The sequence below is a fragment of the Saccharothrix xinjiangensis genome, assembly GCF_039527585.1.
GTDB lineage: Bacteria > Actinomycetota > Actinomycetes > Mycobacteriales > Pseudonocardiaceae > Actinosynnema > Actinosynnema xinjiangensis.
In genome coordinates, this window is the sequence record NZ_BAAAKE010000002.1 from 577,711 (window position 1) to 601,704 (window position 23,994).

The window sequence follows — 23,994 nt, forward strand, 5'->3', positions numbered from 1 at the left end:
GTCGAGGGCGCTGCCCGGTTGGGGCGCTGCCCGGTTGCGGTGTTGCGGGACCGGTCGAGCGCCCGCGCGGCGGTCAGTCCTCGCGGCCGGTCACCGCGACCGCCACGCCCAGGCCGATCATGGTGACGCCGCCGACGCCGCCCACCAGCTCCAGCCGGCGCGGCGAGCGGGCGAACCAGTCCCGCGCGGTCGCCGCCACCAGGCCCCACGTGCTGTCGCACAGCACCGCGATCACGTTGAACACCAGCCCCAGCACCAGCACCTGCGCCACCACGTGCCCCTGCGCCCGGTCGACGAACTGGGGCAGCACGGCGGCGAAGAACACGACCGTCTTCGGGTTCGCCACCCCGACCGCGAACCCCTCCCACAGCGTGCGCAGACCGCCCTGCGCGGGCGCGGAGCCGTCGAACGCCGCCCGCAGCGAACCCCGCGTCCGCAGCGCCTTGACGCCCAGGTGGACCAGGTAGGCCGCGCCGACCAGCTTCAGCGCGGTGAACACGAGGGCCGACCGCTCCACCACCGGCCCGACGCCCAGCGCCACGGCCACCACCAGCGCGTACGCGCCGAGCGTGTTGCCCAGGACGGTGATCAGCGCGGTGCGGCGGCCCTGCGCCAGCGCCCGACCCACCACGAACAGCACGCTGGGGCCGGGCACGACGATCAGCAGCAACGACATGGCCGCGAACGCAAGCAGCCGGTCGGTGGTCACCATGGCGGCAGCGTAATCCCGGTCACCGGCCGGGCCGGCGGCATTTTCCTCAGCGGGCCGAGGCCACCAGCGCCGCGTTGTCCGGCGCGGGCGCGCCGGAGCGGTCCAGCAGGGTGTCCTCCAGGCCGATGCGGGTGTCGAGGCCCCGCGCGACCGCGTGGTCGAGCACGGGCCACGCGCTGTCGTCCTCGCCGTGCAGCAGGACCGGCACGCCGAGCGGGACGAGCAGGTCGAGCAGCAGGTCGGCGTGCGCCACCCCTTCGCCCGGCTGGACCTCGGCCAGCACGCGCACCACGCCGCGGGGCAGGCCGTGGTCGAGCAGCACGCGGGCGGCCCGCTCGTGGAACACCCCCAGCTCGACGCCGACGCCCGCCTCGCGCAGCGCCGCCGCGGTGTCGAGCCAGCCGTCCTCGTGCACGTTGACCGAGGCGAAGTCCGGCCGGCCCGCCGCCAGGCCCGCCCAGCCGCGCACCAGGTCCGCCCGCAGCGCCGGGTCCGGCACGATCCAGGCGCCCGTGGTCACGCCGATCCCCGCGTGCGGCACGGCGGCCCGCACCACCGCCACCGACGTGGCCACCTCGGGACCCGCCAGCACCTCCCGGCCCAGCACGTCGCGCGGGTGCAGGTGGAACGACGCCACGCCCAGCTCGGCGCAGTCCGCGGCGGCCCCGGCCAGCTGGTCGGGCGTGATCGGCAGGTTCGGGTGGCCGCCCGGCTCGCGGGCGCCGTTCAGACAGGCCTGGAGCACGAAGCCCACCGAACCACACGGTGTTGGATACCGCCATGCAGACGCTCACCCAGGCCCTGCTCCGGCACCACGCGGGCGCCAAGTCGTACTGGCGCGGCCTGACGTACCGGGACGCCGTCGTGGAGCTGGTGGTGCGCTCCCGGCACGTGGACGGCGTCGTGGTCGGCGCGGACCCGTACCGGGTGTCGCTGGCGTGGCGGGACAACCACCTGGCGGGCACCTGCTCGTGCCCTTACGGCACGCAGGGCTTCTTCTGCAAGCACTGCGTGGCGGTCGGGCTGGTGCTGCTCGACCGGGGCCTGACCGTGCCGCCGCCGGACGCGGAGGACGAGGAGCTGCGCGAGCGCCTGGCGTCCCTGGACCACGCGACGCTGGTGGCCCTGCTCTACGACCGCGCGTGCGCGGACCGGTCGCTGTACGACGAGGTCATGGGAGTTCGAGGCTGAACGCCTGGGCGACGACGCCGGGCACCGGGCGCCAGTCGCGCTCGGGCAGCCGGCGGAAACCCAGCCGCCGGTAGAGGCGGTGCGCCGCGGCCATGCGCTCGGAACTGCTCATCACCAGCCGCCGCGCGCCCAGCTCGCGCGCCCGCGCGATGGCCGCCCGCACCAGGGCCTCGCCGACGCCGCGCCCGCGCGCGGGCGGGTTCACCGCGAGCATCCGGAACTCGACCTCGCCCGCCTCGCCGACCTCGGCGTACGGGGAGCCAGGTTGGGCGATGGTGACGGTGCCGAGCACCGAGCCCCCCTCGTCGACGGCCACCAGCAGCTCCGCCTGCCGGGCCCTGGTCCGCGCGTCGGCCAGCACGTCGGCGTAACCGCCGGTGTGGCTGTCGACGTGCCGGTCGGCCAGGTAGGCGGCCACCGTGACGGCCCCGACCGTCGACCACTCGTCCTCCCGCGCGGACCTCACCACGACATCGGTCATCGTCCCTGCCCTCCGCTCGCCCGGTGCGGTGTCCCCGGCCTCCCCCGCGGACCGGCGCCACAACAGAACCACAACAGCCGGGGACTACCACTGTGCACAGATCCGAACGGGCAGCAGGGGGGATGAGGACGATGGTGCTTCGGGCAGTCGTGGGAACCGCGTCGGTCGCGGTGGTGCTGGGGTTCGCGCCCGCGGTGGCCGCCGCCGGCACCGGGTGCGTGGTCGACGTCCACGACGCGGCGGCGGTGTACGAGGGCAGCTACGCGGACACCGCCGTGAAGTTCACGGTGACCGCGTCGGCGGGCTGCGCGGGGTCGGTCGGGTACCGGACCCTGCACGACCAGGGCCAGGGGTGGGCGACCGGCTCGGTGGACTACACCGCGGTCGACGAGGTCCTCCAGATCGCCGGCGGCGGCTCGCAGTCGGTGGTCGTGTGGGTCGCCGCGGACGAGGTGCAGGAACCCGACGAGCTGTTCCGGGTCGCCCTGCACAGCGAGAGCGGGGTGACCGTGGGCCACCGGGTCGCCACCGGGTCGATCCTCGACGACGAGGCGGGCGTCAAGATCCACGGCGGCAGGATGGACTGGTACCCGCCGCACCTGGACCTCGACCTGCGCCTCACCTCGCCCGCCAGGGCCCCGGTCACCGTCCGCTTCCGCGCCGTCGAGGACGCGGTCGCGGGCGGCGTGCGCCACGTGCCCGGGTCGGACGGCCTGGTCACCTTCGAGGTGGGGCAGGACACCGCGACCGCGCGGATCGAGCTCCCGGGCGCGGCGGCGGAACCGGGCGCGCGCTTCTTCGTCGAGCTGTTCGCGCCGTCGGCGGGCACGATCGGCACGCCGCGGATCGAGGTGCCACCGGCGCCGCCCGCCGAGGCCGACCCCGGGGCCGTGCGCTGAGGCCGTCCTGCTGACGCGGGCCTGCTGACGCGGGCCTGCTGACGCGGGCCGCGGCCGGCCGGCCGGTCCCGACCGGGCGGGCGGTCGGCTGCGGCAGGCCGGTCAGGACCCGGCCTCGCCCGCCTCGCCCTCGGCGCCCTCATCGCCCGCGGCGTTCGCGCGGGCGCGGAGCCGGGCCGAGGTCCGCCGGTGCCGTTCCGCCGCCGCCGGGTCGCCGCGGCGTCCCCACAGCTCGCCCAGGTCCCGGTGCAGGTGGGCCTCCTCGTGGTCGTCGGGCACCCGGGCCCGCACGACCAGGGCCGCGTCCAGGTGCTCGCCCGCCGCGGCCAGGTCGCCCGAGAGCAGGTGGCCACGCCCGAGGTGCGCGAGGGCGCAGGACTCGCCGTGGCGGTCGCCGACCTCGCGGCTGATGGCCAGCGCCCGCTCGAAGCACGCCAGGGCCGGACCGGGGTCGCCACCGTCGAGGTGGGCCGCACCGGTGTCCAGCAGGATCTCCCACTCCAGCCAGCGGTCGCCGATGTCGCGGCTGATCGCCAGCGCCCGGCCGAAGTGCGCCAACGCCCGCTCCGGGTCGCCGAGCAGCAGGCACGCCTCGCCCAGGGTGTCCAGGGCCGCCGCCTCGACCCGGGGGTGGCCCAGCTCGCGGCACCGGGCCAGGGCCTCCTCCAGCGGCGCGAAGGCCGGCTCCGGGCGGCCCATCCGCACGTAGGCGTTGCCCAGGTTCCGCTGCACCAGCGCCGCGCCCAGGCCGTCCCCGGCGGCGGCGCAACGCTCCACCGCCAGGTGGTAGGCGGCCACCGCCTCGTCGAAGCGGCGCAGCTTGGTGTGGATGTTGGCCACGTTGTTGTGGATGTGCCCCTGCCCCGGCACGTCGCCGATGGCGCGGGCCAGTTCCAGGGCCCGCTCGTTGGTCTCCAGCGCCTCGCGGAGCCTCCGGGTCATGGAGTAGGCCACGCCCAGCGCCCGCAGCATCTCCACCTCGGCGGCCCGGTCGCCCAGGCCCTCCGCCGCGGCGGCGCCCTCGCGGCACAGCTCGACCCGCTCCTGCCAGTGGCCGGCGGAGGCGTAGAAGCTGGTGAGCAGGTAGGTCAGCTGCCAGGCCGCGGTGAGGTGGCCCCAGGCCCTGGCCTGCCGCACCACCGGCACCAGGTTGCCCCGCTCGGACTCCAGGAACGCCAGCGCGGCCTGCTGGCGCGCGGGGAACGGCAGCTCCGCCGGCGGGTGGACCACGGCCGGGGTCACCAGGCCGCGGGCCGGGTCGAGGAGCCGGTTGGCCGCGTCCACCACGGCCAGGTACCAGTCCACGAGGCGGTCGGCGGTGTCGCCGCCGGGTTCGCGGGCCGTCAACCGACGGCGGGCGAACTCCCCGATCAGGTCGTGGAAGCGGTAGCGGTCCGCGGCCACCGCGCTCACCAGGTGCGAGGCGGCCAACTCCGCGACCGCGCGCCTGCCCCCGTCCGGGGGCAACCCGCACAGGGCCGCGCCGAGGTGCGGGCCGAACGTGGGGCCCGGGTGCAGGCCGAGCCGGTCGAACACCCGGGCCGTGCCCTCGGCCAGCGGCGCGCACGCCCCCGCCAGCACGGTCCGCACGGTGCGGGAATCGCCCTCGACGGCCAGGCCGTCGAGCCGGTCGGCCCCGGTCAGCTCGGCGGCGAACTCGGCCAGGGGGCGCACCGGCTGGCCGACCAGGCGGGCCGCGGCGATGCGCAGGGCCAGCGGCATCCCGCCGCACAGCCGCGCCAGCCCGGCCGCCGCGCCGGCCTCCCGCTCCACCCGGTCGTCGCCGACGACGCTGCCCAGCAGCGCCACGGCCTCGTCGTGGCCCAGCGCGTCGACCACGACGACCCGGGTGGCGTGCCGGGCGGCCAAGGCGGACATCACCCGGCGGCTGGTCACCAGCAGCAGGTTGCCCTCGCCGCCGGGCACCAGCCGTGCCACGTCCTCGGCGCTGCCCGCGTTGTCCAGCAGCACCAGGCACCGCTTGCCGTGCAGCAGCGACCGGTACAGCGCGGCCCGGTCGTCCGGCCCGCCGGGGACGCGGTCCTCGGGCACGTCCAGCCCGCGCAGCAAGTGCGCCAAGGCGTCGTGGGCGGACACGGCGCGCTCCGGGTCGTGTCCGCGCAGGTCCAGGAACAGCTGCCCGTCGGGGAAGCGGTCGACCACCCGGTGGGCCCACTGCACGGCCAGCGACGTCTTGCCCATGCCGGCGGGACCGGTCACCACCAGCACCGGCAGGTCGTCGGCCGCGGCGGCCACCGCCCCGTCCAGGGCGGCCAGCTCCGCCGCGCGACCGGTGAAGTGCCCGGCCCGGGCGGGGAGCTGCCTGGGCAGCACGGCCGGGGCCGGCGCCGCGGGAGGCGGGTCCAGCACCGGTTCGCGCCGCAGGATCGCGGTGTGCAGCTCGACCAGCTCGCGGCCGGGGTCGACGCCGAACTCCTCGGCCAGGTCCTGCCGCAGCCGCCCGTACACCTCCAAGGCGTCGGTGTGCCGGCCGCAGCGGTAGAGGGCCAGCATGTGCAGGCGGACCAGGCGTTCCCGGGTGGGGTGCTCGGCCAGCAGGCGCGGCAGTTCGAGCGCGGCCGCGCCGTGCCCGCCGGAGCGGATCTCGGCGTCCCACAGGTCCTCGACCGCCGACAACCGCAGCTCGTGCAGGCGCTCGACCTCCCGCTCGCCCCAGCCCGCCAACCCGGCCCCCGCCAGCGGCTCGCCCCGCCACAGCCCCAGGGCGGAGCGCAGCGTGCGCGCGGCCCGGTCGGGCGTCCCGACGAGGTCGCGCCGGGCGGCGGCCACCAGGTCGGCGAAGCGGTGGGCGTCGACCTGCGCCGCGGGCAGGTCCAGCACGTAACCCGGTTCGCTGGTCCGCAGCACCGGCCCCGCGCCGCACGCGGCCAGCGCCTGCCGGATCCGGGCGACGTGGCTGTGCAGGGTCCGCAGCGCGGTGCGCGGCGGGTCCTCGCCCCACAGCACGTCCACCAGGCGGTTCCCGGGCAGCACCGCGCCCGCGTGCAGCGCGAGCACCCCCAGCACCGCCCGCTGCCGGGCGCCGGACAGCGCGGCGGGACCGGCCGGGCCGAGCGCGGTCACCGGGCCCAGCACCCGCACCTCACACCGCTCGGAGGTGGTCACGCGCTTCCCCTCCCCGGTCCCCGCGGGCCACAACCGCGGCACAACAGGCCGACAACCCCGCCTCCGTAGACCTGTGGTTGTCCGGTGGACGGGACCCACCGGCCGACCAGAAGGGGAACTCCGATGAGAACACACCTCCGTCCTCGCTCGAACCCGCTGTGGCGCTACGCCCTGCCGGTGGTGACCGCGGCCGCGGTCGTCGCGTCCACGATGCCGGCCCAGGCGTTCACGGACAGCACGACCACCCCGGAGGACATGGACTACCCCGCCGCGGAGGCGCCGACGTCGCTGCGGGACCAGCCGCAGGGCCTGGCCCTGGCGCAGGACGCCGGCCAGGCGCTCAACTACCTGGTGGCGTCGCTGGCCGCCAACCCGGAGATCGAGCCGGCGGCGGGCACCGTGGGTGCCGACATCCGGGAGGGCCTGCGCGCGCTGCCCGCCGATCGGCAGGCCCTGGCCACGCGCAACGCCCAGGCCATGGTGACCGCCGACGCGGGGACCCGGGCGGCGGAGTTCGGCCGGCACAGCCGGGTGGAGCCGCGGGAGTACGCGCGCCTCGGCTTCGAGGGCGCGTTCACCGCCGCGACCATCCCGGTCGACTGGAACGAGCTCGGCCGCAGCCTCCGGGCCCAGGCCGCGCAGGTCGAGGCGGAGAGCGCGGTGGCCGGGCAGCACGCCCTGGACGTGGCGGCCGCGGAGGGCGTCGACACCACCGCCGCCACCGCCCTGGTCAAGTCGGTGCGGCTGCGCGTCACCTCGGTGAAGGCCGTGGAGGAGACCTCCGACTGGGGCACGGACGACGAGATCGCCATGGGCGGGGTCAACGTCAACCACAAGGGCGTCGCCAAGAAGGTCGACGAGTTCATGGTGAGCTCCAGCTTCGACACCGGTGACATCGTGGTCTTCCCCGCGCCCGGCCTGACGTTCGCCCACCACGACGTGACCGGCACCGACCCGTCCGCGCCGCTGTCGTTCGTCAGCAAGGTCATGTTGGCCGACAAGGACAGCTCCGGGTTCGCCAAGGCGATCGGCGCGGCCTGGGAGAAGATCAAGGGCATCGTCACCAAGGCCATCGAGCAGGGCGTCGGCTTCGTGCTGCCGCAGTCGGTGGCGAAGGTGATCATCACCCTGATCGGCAAGCTGGTCGCCTGGCTGGTCGACGTGTTCCTCAAGTGGCTGGTCAAGCTGTTCGGGGACGAGGTGCTCACGCCCAGCGTGGTGAGCAAGACCATCCCGTACCGCTACAAGCACATGTTCGACAACAACAAGCTGCCGGGCTGGGACAACCTGCGCACCCCGAAGCAGTCGCTGTGGTTCTACGGTGACGGCGGGTGCTACCGGGTGAACGTCTTCTGGGAGCTGCAAGCCTGATCCGCGCTCCGCACTCCGACCCGGCGCGTCGGTCACGGGAAGGCCCGCTTCCGACCCGGCGCGTCGGTCACGGGAAGGCCCGTGACCGACGCGCCGGGTCGGAAGCGGTGTCGGGGATGATGCGCGGATGATGTTGCCCGGAGCGATCGAACTGCCCGACGGCGCCGCGGTGCGCGGTCGGGGACTGCGCGACCCCACCCCGGAGGGCACGCCCGACTACGGGCTCTACCTGGGATCGAACCGGATGCGACGGGCCCACTCGTTCACGTGGGCGCACGAGTGGGTCGAGTGGCCGGACTTCCGGCTGCCGCGCGACCACGAACGGGCCACGTCGCTGATCCGGGACCTGCACGCGCGGGCGCTGGCCGGTGAACGGGTCGAGGTGGCGTGCGGTGGCGGGATCGGGCGCACCGGCACCACCGTGGCGTGCCTGGCCGTGCTGGCGGGCGTGCCGGCGGAGGAGGCGGTGGCGTGGACGCGCTCCCACTACCACCGGCGGGCCGTGGAGACGCCGTGGCAGAAGCGGTGGGTGGCGCGCTTCCCCCATTGACCCGGCTGCCGCGAACGCCCAGCGCGTCGACTGGGCGACCTGTCGCCGGCCGACCGGCCGGGTTGGGGCGGGGGCGGGGAATGCCGGGTCGGACGGGCGCGGACCGGGGCCGGGTGCCGGGCCGGGAGCCGGGGCCGGGAGCCAGGACTGGAGCCGGGCTGGGACCGAGAGCCGGGGGCAAGGGCTGGAGCCGAGTCAGGGCCGGGCTGAGACCGAGGGCCGGGGCTGGGGGCAGGGACCGAGGGTCGATACCGGGCCAGGTGATGGGGCTGGAGTCGGGTGGTGTCTCGGGTCGGGCAGCGTCTGTGATCGGGCGGGGCGGAGCGAGGCTGCGGAGCGGCGAGGCGAGGCGGCGGAGCGGGCGGGGCGGGGCGGGTGGGGCGGAGCGGGTGGGGCGGAGCGGGTGAGGCGGAGCGGGTGGGGCGGAGCGGGTGGGGCGGAGCGGGTGGGGCGGAGCGAGGTGAGGTGAGTCGGCGGGAGGGGTGGGTGGTCATGTGGGGCGGGTTGGTCGGGGCCTCATTCTTCAACCGATGGCCGTAACGGCGTTTTCGTACATCGGCTGCGGATTGTCACTCCATCGTGTGGCGGTGGGTCAGGTTTGTTCGGTGGGGCCGGGGCTCGGCTCCTCCTCGACCTCCTGCTCTTCCTGGACGATCGCCACCTTGGTCGCCGCCTCCGCCCCTTCCTCCAGCAGCACCCGGAACCCCGCCTCGTCCAGCACCGGCACCTTCAGCTGCACCGCCTTGTCGGCCTTCGACCCCGGCGACTCCCCCACCACCACGAACGCCGTCTTCTTCGACACCGCCCCCACGGCCTTCCCGCCCCGCCCGAGGATCGCCTCCTTGGCCTCGTCGCGAGAGAAGCCCTCCAGCGAACCCGTCACCACGATCGACAGCCCCTCCAACTTCCTCGGCACCGAGGTGTCGCGCTCCTCCGCCACCCGCACCCCGGCCGCGCGCCACTTCTCGACCACCTCCTGCCGCCATGGCGTCCCGACCCACTCGCGCACGGCGGCGGCGATGGTGGGGCCCACGCCCTCGGCGGCCGCCAGCTCTTCCTCCGAGGCGGTCACGATGCGGTCGACCGAGCCGAACTCGCGGGCCAGGGCGCGGGCCGCCGTGGGGCCGACGTGGCGGATGGAGAGGGCCACCAGGATCCTCCACAGTGGACGTCCCTTGGCCGTCTCCAGGTTGTCCAGCAGCTTGGCCGCGTTGGCGGTGAGGGCGCCCTCCTTGGTGCGGAACAGGTCGACCGAACCGAGGTCGTCGGCGGTCAGCGCGAACAGGTCGCCCTCGTCGCCGTACGCGGCCGACTCGGCCAGGGCGGCGGCCGCCTCGTAGCCCAGCACCTCGATGTCGAGCGCGGACCGCGACGCCAGGTGGGCGAGGCGTTCCCGCAGCTGGGCGGGGCACCCGGCGGCGTTGGGGCAGCGGATGTCGACGTCGCCCTCCTTCATGGGGCGCAGCAGGTGGCCGCACTCCGGGCACGTCGTGGGCATCTCGAACTCGCGGGCGTCGGCGGGGCGCGCGTCGACCACCGGGCCGAGCACCTCGGGGATCACGTCGCCCGCCTTGCGGATCACGATGCGGTCGCCGATCAGCACGCCCTTGCGCTTGACCTCGCTCGCGTTGTGCAGGGTGGCCCGCGCGACCGTGGAGCCCGCCACCTTCACCGGCTCCATCACCGCGTAGGGGGTCACCCTGCCGGTGCGGCCGACCTGCACCTTGATGTCGAGCAGGGTGGTGGTCGCCTCCTCCGGCGGGTACTTGAACGCGATCGCCCAGCGCGGCGCGCGCGAGGTGCTGCCCAGCCTGCGCTGCGACGCCACCTCGTCGACCTTGACCACCACGCCGTCGATCTCGTGCACGGCGTCGTGCCGGTGCTCGCCCCAGTAGGCGACGTGCGCCTCGACCTCGTCGACCGCGCCGAGCACCCGGGTGTGCGGGGACGTGGGCAGGCCCCAGGCCCTGAGCGCCTCGTACGCCTCGGACTGCCTGGTCAGCTCGAAGCCCTCGCGCTTGCCGAGGCCGTGGCAGATCATGCGCAGCCTGCGCGACGCGGTGACCTTGGGGTCCTTCTGCCGCAGCGACCCGGCGGCGGTGTTGCGCGGGTTGGCGAACGGCGGTTTGCCCGCCTCGACCAGCTTGGCGTTGAGCTCCAGGAAGTCCTCCACGGCGAAGAACACCTCGCCGCGCACCTCGACCAGGTCGGGCACCGGGTACTCGTCCGTGCCGGTCAGGGTCTCGGGCACGTCGCGCAGCGTGCGGACGTTGAGCGTCACGTCCTCGCCGGTGCGCCCGTCACCGCGGGTGAGCGCCCGGACCAGCCTGCCCCTCTCGTACAGCAGGTTGATCGCGAGGCCGTCGATCTTCAGCTCGCACAGGAGGTGGGCGCCGTCGCCGACCTCCCGGTGGACCCGCTCGAACCAGGCGCGCAGCTCGTCGGCCGAGAACGCGTTGTCCAGGCTGAGCATCCGCTCCAGGTGGTCGACCGCGGTGAACTCGGTGGAGAAGGCGCCGCCGACCCGCTGGGTGGGCGAGTCGGGCGTGACCAGGCCGGGGTGCGACTCCTCCAGCGCCTCCAGCCGGCGCAGCAGCGCGTCGAACTCGCCGTCACTGATCGTGGGCGCGTCCTTGACGTAGTAGCGGAACTGGTGGTCGCGCACCACCTCCGCGAGGGCGGCGTGCTCCTCCCGCACGTCGGCGGGCACGTCCTCGACGCCCTCGGCGGGAACCTCGGCCGGGTTCAACGGGTCGCTGCTGGTCACGCGGTGAGCCTAGCCAGGGGGTATGACAATTTCAGGAGGGGTGCTCACCTGTGCCGCGGACGAGGTCGCGGAACTCCAGCAGGCCGATCGCGCCCTCCGGTTCGACCACCGCGGTCTCCACCCGGCCGAGGCGTTCACCGGCCAGCCGCTCACCCAGCGTGACGTCCAGGGGGAGGAACGTCAGCCGTTCCCGGGACGCGTCGTCGAGTTCGGCGAACCCGGGGTGCCAGACCGCGACGTCGACCAGGCCGTCGGACTCCTGCGCCACCACCCGCACGTCCGCCAGCCGCAGCCGCCGCGGGCCGAGGTTGATCGTCACCTCCGTCGGGTCCGGCACGGGCGGCACCGAGTCGTGGTACTCCCAGATCACGTCCTCGGCGGGCGCGGCGGCGATCCAGGCGTCGGTCCACGGCCGCAGCCGCGGGTCCTCCTGGCCGGTGACCACGAGCGCGTAGATGGCCCGGTGCCCGCGTTCGAGGGAGAAGCGCAGGTCGGGGTGGACGTCGGCGACGAGTTCGGCGAGCCGGTCCTCGACGAGTTCGGGCGCGCGGTCGCCGAGCGCCGCGCTCACCGAGGGCAGCAGGTCGTGCCACGCGGTCCAGAAGGCGACCGCCGCCTCGGCCGGGTTGGGCAGGTGGACGGGCGCGGGGTCGGGCTCCCGGCGTCGGCGGAACCAGCTCATGGCCCCATTGAACTACGCGCCGCGGCGGGTGGTGTGGGCGCGCAGCAGGTCGGCGTTGAGGCGGGCGATGGTGGTGAGCGGGATGCCCTTGGGGCAGGCGACCGCGCACTCGCCGGTGTTGGTGCACCCGCCGAACCCGGCCGCGTCGTGCTCGTCGACCATGTCGCGGGCCCGCGACCACCGTTCCGGTTGGCCCTGCGGCAGCACGCCGAGGTGGGTGGCCTTGGCGGCGGTGAACAGCATGGCCGACCCGTTCGGGCAGGCCGCCACGCACGCGCCGCAGCCGATGCAGGCCGCCGCCTCGAACGCGGTGTCCGCGTCGGGTTTGGGCACGGGCACGGCGTGGGCGTCCGGCGCGCTGCCGGTCGGCACGCCGACGTACCCGCCCGCGGCCACGACGCGGTCGAGCGCCGACCGGTCCACCACCAGGTCGCGCACCACCGGGAACGGCCCGGCCCGCCACGGCTCGACGGTGATGGTGTCGCCGTCGCGGAAGTGGCGCAGGTGCAGCTGGCAGGCGGTGGTGGCGCGCTGCGGGCCGTGCGCCTCGCCGTTGATGACGACCCCGCACGCGCCGCAGATGCCCTCGCGGCAGTCGTGGTCGAACGCCACGGGTTGCCCGCCGGAGGTGATCAGCCGCTCGTTGAGCACGTCCAGCGCCTCCAGGAACGACATGTCCGGCGACAGGCCGTCCACGTCGTGGTCGACCAGCCGGCCGGTGGGGCCGTGCTGCCGCCAGATCCTCAGGGTGAGTTTCACGCGTAGCTCCTGGTGGTGGGCGTGACGTGCTCGAAGACGAGTTCTTCCCGGTGCAGCACGGGCGGTCGGCCCACGCCGGTGTGCTCCCAGGCGGCGACGTGGGCGAAGCGGGCGTCGTCGCGCAGCGCGTCGCCGTCGGGGGTCTGGCTCTCGGTCCGGAAGTGGCCGCCGCAGGACTCGGCGCGGCGCAGGGCGTCCAGGCACATCAGCTCGGCCAGCTCCAGGAAGTCCGCGACGCGGCCGGCCTTCTCCAGCTCCTGGTTGAGGTCGGCGCCCTCGGGCACCCGCACCCGCTGCCAGAACTCGTCGCGCAGCTCCGGGATGCGCTCCAGGGCCTTGCGCAGGCCGGTCCCGTCGCGCTCCATGCCGCACTCGTCCCACATGAGCCGGCCCAGCTCGCGGTGGAACGACTCGACCGTGCGGTCGCCCCTCACCGCCAGCAGCGTCTTGAGCCGGCCGCGGACCTCGGACGCCGTGTCGGCCACGGCCGGGTGGTCGGCGGTCACGGGTTCGAAGGGCGCGTCGGCCAGGTAGTCGCCGATCACGCCCGGCAGCACGAAGTAGCCGTCCGCGAGGCCCTGCATGAGGGCGCTCGCGCCCAGCCGGTTCGCGCCGTGGTCGGAGAAGTTCGCCTCGCCGATCACGTACAGGCCGGGGATGGTGGACCTCAGGTCGTAGTCCACCCACAGGCCGCCCATGGTGTAGTGCACGGCCGGGTAGATGCGCATGGGCTCCCGGTACGGGTCGTCGCCGGTGATGCGCTGGTACATCTCGAACAGGTTGCCGTAGCGCTGCTCCACCGCGTCGCGGCCGAGGCGGGCGAGGGCGTCGGCGAAGTCGAGGTACACGCCGCGCTGCTCGTCGGAGGCGTTCTTCGCGGCGCGGGAGGCGATGTCGCGGGGCACGAGGTTGCCGAAGCTCGGGTACAGGCGTTCCAGGAAGTAGTCGCGCTCGGCCTCGGGGACGTCGCCGGGCGCGCGGCGGTCGTGCCGGTCGCGCGGCACCCACACGCGGCCGTCGTTGCGCAGCGACTCGCTCATCAGGGTGAGCTTGGACTGGTGGTCGCCGCTGACCGGGATGCACGTCGGGTGGATCTGGGTGAAGCACGGGTTGGCGAACAGCGCGCCGCGGCGGTGGGCCCGCCAGATCGCGGTGGCGTTGCAGCCCTTGGCGTTGGTGGACAGGTGGAACACGTTGCCGTAGCCGCCGGTGGCGAGCACGACGGCGTCCGCGAGGTGCGTGGACACCTCGCCGGTCACCAGGTCGCGGGCCACGATGCCGCGGGCCCGGCCGTCGACCACGACCAGGTCCAGCATCTCGGTGCGCGCGCGCACCTCGACGCGGCCGGCGGCGACCTGGCGGGACAGGGCCTGGTAGGCGCCCAGCAGGAGCTGCTGCCCGGTCTGGCCGCGGGCGTAGAAGGTGCGGGAGACCTGGGCGCCGCCGAATGACCTGGTGTCGAGCAGGCCGCCGTACTCGCGGGCGAACGGCACGCCCTGCGCCACGCACTGGTCGATGATCTCCACGCTGATCTGCGCGAGCCGGTGCACGTTCGACTCGCGGGAGCGGAAGTCGCCGCCCTTGACGGTGTCGTGGAACAGCCGCCACACGCTGTCGCCGTCGTTGCGGTAGTTCTTGGCGGCGTTGATGCCGCCCTGCGCGGCGATGCTGTGGGCGCGGCGCGGGCTGTCCTGGTGGCAGAACGACGTGACGCGGTAGCCCAGCTCGGCGAGCGTCGCCGCGGCCGAACCGCCGGCCAGGCCCGTGCCGACCACGATCACCGTGCGGTTGCGCCGGTTCGCGGGGTTGACCAGGCGCGCGGAGAAGCGGCGGCGGTCCCAGCGGTGCTCGATCGGACCCGCGGGCACGCGGTGGTCGTGGAGGGGCGCGCCCTCGGTGTAGAGGTTCTCCGGCATGTCTCAGCTCACCAACCCGGTGAAAACGGCGAAGGGGACGGACAGGAAGCCCGCGGCGATGGCGGTGGCGGCCACCAGGCCGATCGCGCGGGAGGTGGTGACGCCCAGGCTCCGGGTCGCGCTCCACACGCCGTGGCGGACGTGGAGGGCGAGGGCGAGGACCGCGGCGGTGTAGGCCAGCACCACGTACCAGTGCTGGAAGTCCGCCACCACGTTCGCGTGGATCTCGCCGGGCACGCCGTGCGGGTTGAGCCACCCGGCGGTCAGGTCGAGCAGGTGGTAGACCACGAACAGGGCGATGACCACGCCGCCCCAGCGCATGGTGCGGGCCGCGTAGCCGCCCCGGACGGGCCGCCGGTGGGCGTAGCGGCCCCTGGCGCGGCGGGCCCGCGCGGTGAGCTGGTACGCGGCGGTGAAGTGCAGCGCGACGGCCACGAGCAGGGCGACCCGGGTGGGCCACACGGCCCCGACCTCGCGCAACCACCGGCCGTAGCCGTCGATCGCCTCCGGGCCGGAGAAGATCGTGAGGTTGCCGAGCATGTGCGCGACGACGTACAGCAGCAGCACCGCGCCGGTGACCGCCATGACGGCTTTCTTGCCGACGGTGGTGCGGTAGAGCCGGATCGTGTCCACCCATCAGACGCTAGGAACGCGCCTGACGAGTCGTCCAATACATCGTGGGCTGCCTGACGATAGCCTGGCGCTATGACGCTCCAGCAGCTCGCGTACTTCCTGGCAGTGGCCAGGACGCGGCACTTCACGCGCGCCGCGGTGGAGGCGCGTGTGGCGCAGCCCTCACTGTCCAAGCAGATCCACGCGCTGGAGAAGGAGCTGGGCGCGGCGCTGTTCAGCCGGGCCCGCGGCAACATCTCGCTGACGCCCGCGGGCGAGGCGCTGCTGCCGGTGGCGAGCCGCATCCTGTCCGATGTGGACACGGCGCGGCTGGAGGTGGCCGAGCTGGTGGGGCTGCGGCGCGGGCGCGTGCGGGTGGGCGCCACGCCGAGCCTGTGCGGCAGCCTGTTCGCGGACGTGATCAAGCGCTACCACGACGCCTACCCCGGCGTGCGCGTGTCGGTGACCGAGGGCGGGTCGCGGGACCTGGTGACCGCGCTGGAGGCCGGTGACCTGGACCTGGCGCTGGTCATCGTGTCGCCCGCCGACGCGGACCGGGCGCTGACCGTGGTGCCGGTGCTGCGGGAGGAGCTGGTGGTGGCCTCGGCCGAGCCGCTGGGCGTGCCCCGGATGCGGTGGACCGACCTGCGCGGGCAGCCGCTGGTGATGTTCCGGCCCGGCTACGACCTGCGGGAGACCACGCTGGCCGAGTGCCGGCGGGCCGGGTTCGAGCCGGAGTTCGCGGTGGAGGGCGGCGAGATGGACGCGGTGCTGCGGTTCGTGGAGGTCGGGCTGGGCGTGGCGGTCGTGCCGTCGACGGTGCTGGCCGCGCGGTCGCTGCACGGCACGCCGCTGACGCCGGGCGCGGGGCGGACCGTCGCGCTGGCCCATCGCACCGACGTGGCGCCGACGTCGGCCGGGCGGGCGTTCCGGGACGTGCTGCTGGGGTTCCTGCGCGGCGCGGAACTGCCCGCCGGGGTGCGCGCGGTGGGCTCGGCGGGGTCTTGAACGGCGCCCCGACCCGGGTCGTAGGCTGCGCGGCGTGCTGATCAGACGCGAGGCGGACGCCGACGTCGAGGCGATCCGGGCCGTGACCGGGGCCGCGTTCGCGGCGAACCCCGGCGGTGAGGTGCGGCTGGTCGACGAGCTGCGGGCCGACCCGGGGTGGATCCCGGCGCTGTCCCTGGTGGCCGAGGCGGACGGCGAGGTCGTGGGGCACGTGGTGTGCACGCGGGGCTCGGTGGGCGGCGCGCCGGCGCTGGGGCTGGGACCGCTGAGCGTGCTGCCCGCGCGGCAGCGCACCGGCGTGGGCAAGGCCCTGGTGCACACCGCGCTGGGCGTGGCGGACGGCCTGGGCGAGCCGCTGGTGGTCCTGCTGGGCGACCCCGCCTACTACTCCCGCTTCGGCTTCCGCCCCGCCGCGGACCTGGGCATCACACCCCCGGTCGCCGAGTGGGCCCCTCACTTCCAGGTGCGCGCCCTCACCACCTACCACCCCGGCCTGCGCGGCGAGTTCCACTACGCCACCCCGTTCACCACCCTCTGACCCCGCGCGAGTCGTACGTTCCGGACGGTCGTGTCGTACGTTCAGGACCCCCGAGTTCCACGTTCGCGACGTCCTGAGTGTTGAACTCGGGGGTCGCGAACGTGCGACACGGTGGACCGGAACGTACGACTCGCGCGGTCTGGAGGTACGACTCGCGGGGGTTACCAGGTTTCCGGGGGTTCGGTGAAGGCTTTGCCCAGGTCCCGGGTCAGGGGGAGGACCCGGCGCACCCAGCCGGCGGTCGCGCCGGCCAGGCCGCAGGTCGGGGTGGGCACGGCGAGCGCGCCGAGGACGTCGCGCGGGAAGCCCAGGCGGTCGACCAGGGCCAGGGCGGGTGCGGCCGCGGCCTTCAGGGTCAGCGGGTGGGTCGGGTCGGTGCCGGGGGTCAGGCCCAGGAACAGCGTGGTCTTCTCCTCCCAGGCCTCGCCGACCTCGTCCCAGCTCGTCTCGTCCAGCGCGGTCACGTCGAACGAGACGGCGCGCGCGCCCGCCCGGCGCATCAGGGTGATGGGCGGCTTCGGCGCGCAGCAGTGCAGGACCACGTCGGCCTCCAGCGCCTCGATGACGGCCTGGAGGGTGGCCTGGACCTCGGGCTCGGGCACGGCGGCGACCGTGCCGAGCTTGGACGGCGTGGGCAGCAGGCCGCGCAGCACGGCGGGCAGCGCCGGTTCGTCCAGCTGCACCACGACCCGCGCGCCGGTGCGCTTGGCGACCTCGGCGACGTGCCGGTTGAGCCCCTCGGTCAGCGACGCGGTGAACTCGCGCAGCGCGCCCCGGTCGGTGAGCACGCGGTGGCCGCGCAGCAGCTCGACGCTCGCGGTGAGCGTCCACGGCCCGGCGGCCTGGACCTTGACCACCCGCGGCGGCGCGGGGTCGGCCGCCTCCTCGAACGCGTCGAGGTCGCGGCGCATCAGGTCCACCGCCCGCCGGTGGTCGCGGCCGGGGTGGGAGGCCGCCCGGTAGCCGGAGGGGACCACCTCGACCGGCAGGTCGACCAGCAGGCCGGCGGTGCGGCCGATCATGTCCGCGCCGACGCCCCGCGCGGGCAGCTCGGGCAGGTGCGGCAGGTCGGGCAGCTCGCCGAGCACCACGCGGGCGGCTTCGAGGGGGTCGGTGCCGGGCAGCGAACCGATGCCGGTCGCGGTGCCGGCGGGCCAGGGGGGTGCGTCCACCCGCCCAGTCTCCCATTCACGGGTTCCGGTGGGTGTACGGCGAAAAGGTCTAGACCCATTGACGCGATGGTCTAGGCCACCTACCGTCACCTTGTCGGTGCCGACAGTGGCGAGGGCACCGCCGAGAACGTGGTGTGGGGGCGTGCCGCGCCCCACGCTCCCGCACCACTCCCACCCCGTTCCCCTGCACGGGAGTAGGTGCGATGTCGTCCTCGAAGCGCAAGGTCCTGTTCGCGCCGGCGGCGAGCGCCGCCGCGGTCGTGACCGCCGGACTGCTGCTGACCGCCCCCGCCGGCGCCGCGCCGACGCCCACCGCGGTGTTCGGGCAGGACTCCTCGTGGAGCTCCGGCTACCAGGGCAGGTTCACCGTCACCGCGGGCTCCGCGCCGATGACCGGGTGGAGGGTCGAGTTCGACCTGCCCGCGGGCGCCACGCCGGGGTCGTACTGGGACGCGACGCTGACCAGCAGCGGCACCCACCACGCGTTCACCAACCGCGAGTACAACGGGTCCTTGGCGGCCGGCGCGTCCGCGTCCTTCGGCTTCCTGGTCACCGGCTCGGGGCTGCCGCGGAACTGCAAGCTCAACGGCCAACCCTGCACCGGCGGCACGACCACGACGAACACCACGACGTCGACCACCACCACGACCACGACTTCGGACGTCCCGCTGCCGCCCGGCGGCCTGAAGTCCGCGCCGTACGTGGACATCACCATGCCGACCCCGTCGCTGGAATCCGTGGCGCGGGCGACCGGCCAGAAGGTCTTCACGCTCGCGTTCGCGCTCGCCGACAGCACCGGCTGCAACCCCTCGTGGGGCGGCACCATCCCGATCGACGACAGCCGGATCGTCAACGACGTGCGCGCGCTGAAAGCCCTCGGTGGCGACGTCATCGTGGCCACCGGCGGGGCCGCGGGGCCCTACCTGGAGCACTCCTGCTCCACCGCCGACGCCCTGCTCGCGGCGTACGAGGAGGTCCTGGACGCGGTCGGCGGCAACCACCTGGACGTGGACGTGGAGGCCACCATCCCGCACGACCTGGTCAACACCGCGCTGAAGGAGCTCCAGACCGAGCGCGGCACGTCGATCAGCTACACCATGCGCGTGCAGGGCGACGACTACGGCATGGACCCGTACTCGGTGCAGGTGCTCCAGAACGCGGCGGCGAAGGGCCTCACCGTGCTGGTGAACCCGATGACCATGGAGTTCGGCTCCTCCCGCGCGGACTGGGGCGACGCCGTCATCGCCGCCGCCGAGAGCAGCCTGCGGCAGATGAAGCAGATCTGGCCGGCCAAGTCGGACGCCGAGCTGAAGCGACTGCTCGGGGTGACCCCGATGATCGGCCGCAACTTCAACGGCAAGGTCTTCACCCAGGCCCACGCCCGCAAGCTCGTGAACTGGGCGAACACCAACAGGATCGGGCTGCTGGCGTTCTGGTCGGCGGGCCGCGACAACGGCGGCTGCCCGGGTGGCGGCATCTCGCCGACGTGCAGCAGCATCGCCCAGTCCCAGTACGAGTTCACCACCCTCTTCAAGGGCTTCACCGGCTAGCCGGTGGAGCCCGGCCGCCACGGCTCGGTGACCGTGGCGGCGCGGGCGGCGAACACAGGCGCGGGCGGTGGTCCCGCGGGGGCGGGCGCTCAGGCCGAGCGCCGCAGCCCCAGCACCTGGAGCGCGACGAAACCCAGCACGGCGAGGGCTTGGGCGACGATCACGACGACGCCTGGGCCGGTCACCGGGAACCAGTCGGCGAACGCGGTGAGGAAGCTGTCCACCACCCACAGCGAATTGCCGATCACGACCACCGCGACCAGTGGGCGGATCGGGCGCACGCCCAGCAGGAAGACGCCGATCCCGTAGGCGACCAGGAATGCGCCGAGACCGATCACCAGGCCTCGTGGCAAACCCAGCGGGAAGTCGAACAGGAGCGCCAGCAGGCCCAGGCCGCCCGAGGCGACACCGTCGAGCTTGAGCGCGAAGCGGAGAAGGTCGTCATTGCGGACCCCAGTGGTCGTCATGGCACCGACACTGGACCCGGCGGCACTGCCGGCGGTACGTCGAACACTGCCAACGACTGCCGATTTCTAGCCCTCCACCTGGGCGGACAGGTCTTCGGCCACCAACTTCGCCCCCGCGTTCTGCCAGTTGTGCAGGGTCCGCTCCGGCACCTGGTCGACGAACCACGAGAGCGCCCGGCGGGCCACCGGGTCCAGGTCCTCCCGCTTGGTCCGCCTGCTGTAGGGGCGGATGCCGGCCACGTAGTAGAAGTACAGGGCGTTGTAGTGCCGCCATTCGTCGCTGGTGCCGAAATCGCCGTCGCGCGGTTTGAGCCGCGAAATGCTCTCCAGCAGCAGCGATTTCAATTCCGCGGCGCGTTCCAGCGGTTGGTCGGACGCGCCGCGCGCGGCCAACCTGGCGTCGATCACCGGCAACCGCGTCAACGGGCTGGCGACCAGTTTCCCGAGGTCGCCGTAATGGCTCAGCGCGCGCCTGGTGAGCTTGGCGAACTCGGCCGGGTCGAGCGGCGCGCGGCGGGGCAGCGCCTCGGCGGCCTCGCGCAGCTCCGCCCGCGAGTCGGCCACGTCGGGCACCGCGACCCGGTCGACCAGCAGCGCCAGCGGGTTCGCCAGCACCTGCACCGCGATCGCGGCGGCCACCGTGCCGTGGAGCAGGGGCACCAGCCGGTCGTCGAGGAACAGCGCCACCTGCCCGCCGAACACCAGCGCCAACCCGGCCGCGCCGAGCAGCGACCGGACCAGGTCGGCCCGCACCGCCTCGCCCTCGTCGAACGCGTCCGACACCGCCACGACCACGCCGAACAGCAGCAGGTCGAAGCCCGCCGAGGCGAGCACGAGCACCTCCGGCAGCACGTCGAGCAGCAGCACCGCGCAGCTGAGCCCGAACATGATCGTCGCCGCGACCAGCAGCCCCCGCCGCAGCCGCAGGCACAGCGCGACCGCGACGGCCAGCGGCACGAGCGCCACCCAGGGCGCGAACCACGCCGCCACCAGCAGCGGCGCCGCGCTCCAGCGCCACCAGCGGTCGTGGCGGGCGGGCAGCCAGCACACCACCGCGCCCGTCCACGCCACCGCGGGCACGGCCAGCGCCGCCGGCGGCACCGGCAGGACGATCACCAGCGCGTAAGCGAGCAGCCCGAACGAGGCTCGCTGGACCAGGGGCTTCCGCGGGTTCCTCGTCACCAGGTAGAGCCCGAGCCACCAGGCCAACCCGAACGCAACCACCGCCACCGCGATCACCAAGAGATCCTACGGTTGCCCGTGCTGGGACCATGTGCGTCATGCCCGTCGAGCTGACGTTGCACAAGGCCTCCGCCGAGGTCGCGCGCGGTGACCTGGCCAGCGTGCTGCGCGCGCGGCAACGGCTGATCGGCCTGGTCACGAGCTTCCCGCACCGGCTGGACCTGCGAGATCACCTCGCGCGGGTCTACCGGGTGCTCGGCGACGCCGCCCAGGCCGGCCGGTGGAGCTACCTGTCCGAGGACCGCGACGAGGCCGAGGTGGCCGCGTTCGAACGCGCCTACCGCACCCCGACGGCCCGATTAGCGGCCCTGAACTGGACCGGCGGCGAGCAGGCCGCCGGCACGCGGACCGCCCGGGAGCGGCTGGTGGCGCTGCACGGCGCGGCGAACGCGCAGCTGCGCGAGGAGCTGCTGGTCGCCGACGACCGCGACTCCTCCTGGGTGGCCAACGCGCTGGTCCTGCTCGGCCTGGTGGTCGTGCTGCTGTGCTTCGTGGTCGGCGCCGTGACCATCGTCATGTCGGCCTACAGGTGGCTCACCGGGTGAGCGCATCCTGGGTGCATGAACCCCGACGTAGCCGCCGCCGCGGACCGCATCCGCCCCTACGCCCGCCGCACGCCGCTGTGGCGCACCGAGGTCGACGGCCGACCGCTCGTGCTCAAGCTGGAGCACCTCCAGCTCACCGGCTCGTTCAAGCTGCGCGGCGCGCTGAACGCGCTGCTCACCGCGGGATCACCCGACAGCGTGGTCACGGCCTCCGGCGGCAACCACGGCCTGGGCGTCGCCGAGGCCGCCCGGCAGCTGGGCCTGCCCGCCACGGTGTTCGTGCCGCTGGGCGCGCCGGAGGGCAAGGTGCGGCGGATCGAGGCCGCGGGCGCGAAGCTGGTCCGGCACGGCGAGACCTACGCGGAGGCCGTGCTGGCGGCGCGGGAGGCGCCGGGGCACTACGTCGAGGCCTACGACTCCCCTGACGTCATCGCAGGTCAGGGCACCGTGGCCGCGGAGGTCGTGGCGGACGCGCCGGACGTGGACGTCATCGCGGTGGCCGTCGGCGGCGGCGGGTTGGCGGCGGGCACGGCGCTCGGCTCGTCCGGTCGGCCGACCGTCGCGGTGGAGCCCGAGCGGTGCCGCGCCCTGAACCTCGCGTTCGAGGCGGGCCGGCCGGTGGACGCGGAGGTCGTCTCCGTCGCCGCGTCGGCGCTGGGCGCCACGCGCGTGGGCGAGGTCCCGTTCGAGGTGCTGAGGGCGCACGACGTGCGGTCGGTGCTCGTGTCCGACGCCGAGCTGCTGGCCGCCCGCGACCGCCTGTGGGAGGACTTCCGGCTGGCCGTGGAACCGGCGGCGGCCGTGCCGTTCGCCGCGTGGCTGGCCGGGCGCGTGCCCGGCGAGGCGGCGTGCGTCGTGCTGTGCGGCGCGAACACGGACTGGGCGCCGTGAGGCCGCCGAGGGCCCCACGGCGCCCCGTTCCCTAGCAGCCCCGGTTCGCGGACGGGTAGGACACCACCGGGGGGCCGTCGCCCAGGCGGCGGCGCGCCACCCGGTCGTCCGAACCCCTGGACTGGACCGGCACGTCGACCTCGGCCACCGGTTCCAGCTGCTCCACCCGCTCCACCAGCACCTCGACCCGGGCCAGCAGGTCAGCCCACTCGGCCCGGTGCCGGCGCTCCCGGACCACCCACTGCAACGTCCGCGCCTCGGCCCGCAGCCTCTCGTGCTGCTCGGCCGTCAGGCGTTGCGCGGACGGGTGGTCGACCTTGCTCCCCAGCACACCCACCCGGATTTCGACGTCCACCAGCGAGCGTCGTCGTCGTTCGTTGTCATGCGGCACACCAGCAGTGTGTCAGGCCGCACCGACAAAAACCCGTCAACCCGTCGAGCTGATGGTCGCGCTCGCCAGGACCAGGTCGCCCGCCACCGGGTCCGGCCGGTACACCGCGACCGCCTGACCGGGGGCGACGCCGCTCAGCGGCTCGCGCAGGCGCACCAGCAGCTCCTCGCCGACGAGTTCCGCGACGGCGGGCGCGAGGCCGCCGTGCGCGCGCACCTGCGCCACGCACTCCACCGGGCCGTCGAACTCGACCCGGGTCACCGGCCGCCGCGCCACGATCTCGGTGACCTTCAGCCGTTCGGCCGAACCGACCCGGACCGTTCCGGTCACCGGCTCCAGCGACAGCACGTAGCGGGGCCGCCCGTCGGGCGCGGGCGCGTCGATGCCCAGGCCCTTGCGCTGGCCGACGGTGAACTCGTGCACGCCCGCGTGCCGCCCGAGCACCGCGCCGGTGGCGTCGTCCACCAGCAGGCCGGGCTGCTCGCCCAACCGCCCGGTCAGGAAGCCGCGGGTGTCGCCGTCGGGGATGAAGCAGATGTCGTGGCTGTCGGGCTTGCCGGCGACCTGGAGGCCGAGCCGGTCGGCCTCGGCCCGCACCTCGGTCTTGGTCGAGCCGCCCAGCGGGAACAGGGCGTGCGCGAGCTGCTCGCGGGTCAGCGACGCCAGCACGTAGGACTGGTCCTTGCCGTCGTCGGCCGACCGGCGCAGCTCCACCTGGCCGTCCACAGTGGACAACCGAGCGTAGTGGCCCGTGCACACCGCGTCGAAGCCCAGCGCGACCGCCTTGTCCAGCAGCGCCTCGAACTTGATCTTCTCGTTGCACCGCAGGCACGGGTTGGGCGTGCGGCCCGCCGCGTACTCGGCGACGAAGTCCTCCACCACGTCCTCGGTGAACCGCTCCGCGAAGTCCCACACGTAGAACGGGATGCCGAGCACGTCCGCCGCGCGCCGCGCGTCCCGGGCGTCCTCCAGCGTGCAGCAGCCCCGCGCGCCGGTGCGCAGCGTGCCGGGCTTGGCCGACAGCGCCAGGTGCACGCCGGTCACGTCGTGCCCCGCCGCCACCGCCCGCGCCGCGGCCACGGCGGAGTCCACCCCGCCGCTCATCGCCGCCAGCACCCGCATAC

Annotated in this window: 23 protein-coding genes; 9 read left to right on the forward strand and 14 right to left on the reverse strand. The window is 74.5% G+C overall.

The genetic code is table 11. The annotated features are described in order from the left end of the window. Window positions 1–73 precede the first annotated feature (73 nt). On the reverse strand, window positions 74–712 hold the full coding sequence (locus tag ABD223_RS08020; protein ID WP_344035297.1) for a LysE family translocator: 639 nt from the start codon (window positions 710–712) through the stop codon (window positions 74–76). A gap of 46 nt (window positions 713–758) precedes the next feature. Then, on the reverse strand, window positions 759–1,466 hold the full coding sequence (locus ABD223_RS08025; protein ID WP_344035298.1) for a 3-keto-5-aminohexanoate cleavage protein: 708 nt from the start codon (window positions 1,464–1,466) through the stop codon (window positions 759–761). A gap of 26 nt (window positions 1,467–1,492) precedes the next feature. Here ABD223_RS08025 and ABD223_RS08030 point away from each other — a divergent pair, with 26 nt between their 5' ends. Continuing rightward, window positions 1,493–1,903, forward strand: a complete 411-nt coding sequence (locus ABD223_RS08030) for an SWIM zinc finger family protein (protein ID WP_344035299.1) — start codon at window positions 1,493–1,495, stop codon at window positions 1,901–1,903. Here the strand turns inward: ABD223_RS08030 and ABD223_RS08035 are convergent. After that, a complete protein-coding gene (locus ABD223_RS08035; protein ID WP_344035300.1) occupies window positions 1,884–2,384 on the reverse strand; it encodes a GNAT family N-acetyltransferase in 501 nt (166 codons plus the stop codon). The two genes, ABD223_RS08030 and ABD223_RS08035, sit on opposite strands and share 20 nt — an antisense overlap. Window positions 2,385–2,533: 149 nt before the next feature. On the opposite strand from ABD223_RS08035, the gene ABD223_RS08040 reads away from it, so the two are divergent. Further along, complete coding sequence (locus tag ABD223_RS08040) at window positions 2,534–3,283, forward strand: Calx-beta domain-containing protein (protein WP_344035301.1); 750 nt, start codon at window positions 2,534–2,536, stop codon at window positions 3,281–3,283. Between the two features lie 102 nt (window positions 3,284–3,385). Here the strand turns inward: ABD223_RS08040 and ABD223_RS08045 are convergent, their stop codons facing one another. Further along, a complete protein-coding gene (locus ABD223_RS08045) occupies window positions 3,386–6,409 on the reverse strand; it encodes an AfsR/SARP family transcriptional regulator (RefSeq protein WP_344035302.1) in 3,024 nt (1,007 codons plus the stop codon). A 123-nt stretch (window positions 6,410–6,532) separates the two neighbouring features. On the opposite strand from ABD223_RS08045, the gene ABD223_RS08050 reads away from it, so the two are divergent. Further along, a complete protein-coding gene (locus tag ABD223_RS08050) occupies window positions 6,533–7,780 on the forward strand; it encodes a hypothetical protein (RefSeq protein ID WP_344035303.1) in 1,248 nt (415 codons plus the stop codon). Window positions 7,781–7,907: 127 nt separating this feature from the next. Then, window positions 7,908–8,330, forward strand: a complete 423-nt coding sequence (locus tag ABD223_RS08055; RefSeq protein ID WP_344035304.1) for a protein-tyrosine phosphatase family protein — start codon at window positions 7,908–7,910, stop codon at window positions 8,328–8,330. Window positions 8,331–8,922: 592 nt separating this feature from the next. Here ABD223_RS08055 and ligA read toward each other — a convergent pair. Genes ligA through ABD223_RS08080 form a run of 5 tightly spaced genes read right to left on the reverse strand, consistent with a single transcriptional unit; the run spans window position 8,923 to window position 15,087 of the window. After that, window positions 8,923–11,097, reverse strand: coding sequence for an NAD-dependent DNA ligase LigA (ligA, locus tag ABD223_RS08060; RefSeq protein ID WP_344035305.1), 2,175 nt, complete (start codon window positions 11,095–11,097; stop codon window positions 8,923–8,925). Between the two features lie 31 nt (window positions 11,098–11,128). Further along, window positions 11,129–11,779 carry a hypothetical protein gene (locus ABD223_RS08065; protein WP_344035306.1) on the reverse strand — a complete coding sequence of 217 codons (651 nt, stop codon included), beginning with the start codon at window positions 11,777–11,779 and terminating at the stop codon, window positions 11,129–11,131. 12 nt (window positions 11,780–11,791) lie between these two features. Continuing rightward, window positions 11,792–12,538 carry a succinate dehydrogenase/fumarate reductase iron-sulfur subunit gene (locus ABD223_RS08070; RefSeq protein WP_344035307.1) on the reverse strand — a complete coding sequence of 249 codons (747 nt, stop codon included), beginning with the start codon at window positions 12,536–12,538 and terminating at the stop codon, window positions 11,792–11,794. Next, entirely contained in the window at window positions 12,535–14,454 is a 1,920-nt protein-coding gene (locus tag ABD223_RS08075) for a fumarate reductase/succinate dehydrogenase flavoprotein subunit (RefSeq protein ID WP_344035309.1), read from the reverse strand. The genes ABD223_RS08070 and ABD223_RS08075 overlap by 4 nt, the downstream gene beginning before the upstream one ends. A 3-nt stretch (window positions 14,455–14,457) precedes the next feature. Next, complete coding sequence (locus tag ABD223_RS08080) at window positions 14,458–15,087, reverse strand: succinate dehydrogenase cytochrome b subunit (protein WP_344035310.1); 630 nt, start codon at window positions 15,085–15,087, stop codon at window positions 14,458–14,460. A 72-nt stretch (window positions 15,088–15,159) separates the two neighbouring features. On the opposite strand from ABD223_RS08080, the gene ABD223_RS08085 reads away from it, so the two are divergent. Beyond that, window positions 15,160–16,074 (forward strand): LysR family transcriptional regulator, encoded by a 915-nt coding sequence (locus ABD223_RS08085; RefSeq protein WP_344035311.1) that lies wholly within the window; start codon window positions 15,160–15,162, stop codon window positions 16,072–16,074. Window positions 16,075–16,108: 34 nt separating this feature from the next. Then, the gene (locus tag ABD223_RS08090) at window positions 16,109–16,612 is read left to right on the forward strand and encodes a GNAT family N-acetyltransferase (RefSeq protein ID WP_344035312.1); all 504 of its coding nucleotides are present in this window, start codon (window positions 16,109–16,111) and stop codon (window positions 16,610–16,612) included. Between the two features lie 161 nt (window positions 16,613–16,773). On the opposite strand, the gene ABD223_RS08095 is transcribed toward ABD223_RS08090, so the two are convergent. Then, entirely contained in the window at window positions 16,774–17,784 is a 1,011-nt protein-coding gene (locus tag ABD223_RS08095; protein WP_344035313.1) for a methionine synthase, read from the reverse strand. Between the two features lie 203 nt (window positions 17,785–17,987). On the opposite strand from ABD223_RS08095, the gene ABD223_RS08100 reads away from it, so the two are divergent. Next, window positions 17,988–19,334 carry a cellulose binding domain-containing protein gene (locus tag ABD223_RS08100; protein ID WP_344035314.1) on the forward strand — a complete coding sequence of 449 codons (1,347 nt, stop codon included), beginning with the start codon at window positions 17,988–17,990 and terminating at the stop codon, window positions 19,332–19,334. Window positions 19,335–19,423: 89 nt separating this feature from the next. Here the strand turns inward: ABD223_RS08100 and ABD223_RS08105 are convergent, their stop codons facing one another. Further along, the gene (locus ABD223_RS08105) at window positions 19,424–19,801 is read right to left on the reverse strand and encodes a hypothetical protein (RefSeq protein ID WP_344035315.1); all 378 of its coding nucleotides are present in this window, start codon (window positions 19,799–19,801) and stop codon (window positions 19,424–19,426) included. A gap of 66 nt (window positions 19,802–19,867) precedes the next feature. Further along, window positions 19,868–21,040 carry a hypothetical protein gene (locus ABD223_RS08110; RefSeq protein WP_344035316.1) on the reverse strand — a complete coding sequence of 391 codons (1,173 nt, stop codon included), beginning with the start codon at window positions 21,038–21,040 and terminating at the stop codon, window positions 19,868–19,870. A 41-nt stretch (window positions 21,041–21,081) separates the two neighbouring features. Here ABD223_RS08110 and ABD223_RS08115 point away from each other — a divergent pair, with 41 nt between their 5' ends. Continuing rightward, a complete protein-coding gene (locus tag ABD223_RS08115; RefSeq protein ID WP_344035317.1) occupies window positions 21,082–21,588 on the forward strand; it encodes a DUF6584 family protein in 507 nt (168 codons plus the stop codon). Between the two features lie 15 nt (window positions 21,589–21,603). After that, a complete protein-coding gene (locus ABD223_RS08120) occupies window positions 21,604–22,479 on the forward strand; it encodes a serine/threonine dehydratase (protein WP_344035318.1) in 876 nt (291 codons plus the stop codon). Between the two features lie 31 nt (window positions 22,480–22,510). On the opposite strand, the gene ABD223_RS08125 is transcribed toward ABD223_RS08120, so the two are convergent. Both ABD223_RS08125 and mnmA read right to left on the reverse strand, forming a co-directional pair. Next, window positions 22,511–22,870: a hypothetical protein gene (locus tag ABD223_RS08125; protein ID WP_344035319.1), complete on the reverse strand. Its 360-nt coding sequence runs from the start codon at window positions 22,868–22,870 to the stop codon at window positions 22,511–22,513. A gap of 36 nt (window positions 22,871–22,906) precedes the next feature. Then, a complete protein-coding gene (gene mnmA / locus ABD223_RS08130) occupies window positions 22,907–23,992 on the reverse strand; it encodes a tRNA 2-thiouridine(34) synthase MnmA (protein ID WP_344035320.1) in 1,086 nt (361 codons plus the stop codon). Window positions 23,993–23,994: the final 2 nt, after the last annotated feature.